This window comes from Herbaspirillum sp. alder98 (assembly GCF_020179755.1).
Classification (GTDB): Bacteria; Pseudomonadota; Gammaproteobacteria; order Burkholderiales; family Burkholderiaceae_D; genus Herbaspirillum.
Genome location: NZ_JAIUCY010000025.1, coordinates 1 through 767, shown reverse-complemented (window position 1 = coordinate 767; position 767 = coordinate 1). Strand labels below are relative to the sequence as shown.

The 767-nt window shown below is 61.8% G+C and carries 1 protein-coding gene; it reads left to right on the top strand.

Annotation, left to right across the window (positions count from 1 at the left end):
* The coding region (locus LBW87_RS23815) for an NAD(P)/FAD-dependent oxidoreductase (RefSeq protein WP_225203959.1) at positions 1-767 on the top strand (767 nt) is incomplete at both ends.

Genomic DNA, 767 nt, shown 5'->3' with positions numbered 1-767 from the left:
CAAGGCGCGCCCCTGAACGTGCCGGTCACCGAAGACCGCTTCCTTTTCCTGTCTGCCAGCAAAGCCTACCGGACCCCGTCCTGGCTGTTGCCAGCCTGCTTCCAGAACCACGGCAACTATGTCATCTCGCTGTCCAACGTCACCCGCTGGCTGGGCCAGCAGGCCGAGGCGCTGGGCGTGGAAATCTTCCCCGGCTTCGCGGCAGCCGAAGTACTTTATAACGAAGATGGCTCCGTCAAGGGCGTCGCCACCGGCAACCTGGGACTCAATAAGGAAGGCGAACCCACCGGTGAATTCCAGCTCGGCATGGAGTTACACGCCAAGTACACCTTCTTCGCCGAAGGCGCGCGCGGGCATCTGGGCAAGCAGTTGATCACTAAATATCGGCTGGACGAAGGTCGTGACCCGCAGACTTATGCCATCGGCATCAAGGAACTGTGGGAAATCAAGCCCGAGCTGCATCAACCGGGCCTGGTGGTGCACACCGCCGGCTGGCCGCTGGCCAACGACACCTACGGTGGCTCTTTCCTGTATCACATGGATAACAACCAGGTGGCCGTCGGCTACGTGGTGGGCCTGGCTTACGAGAACCCGTACCTGTCGCCGTTCGAGGAATTCCAGCGTTATAAAACCCATCCCGAGATCAGCAAGTTCTTCGCGGGCGGCAAGCGCATTTCGTATGGTGCGCGGGCGATCACGGCGGGTGGCGTGCAGTCGTTGCCGAAGCTGGTCTTCCCCGGCGGCGCGCTGATCGGGTGCGATGCGGG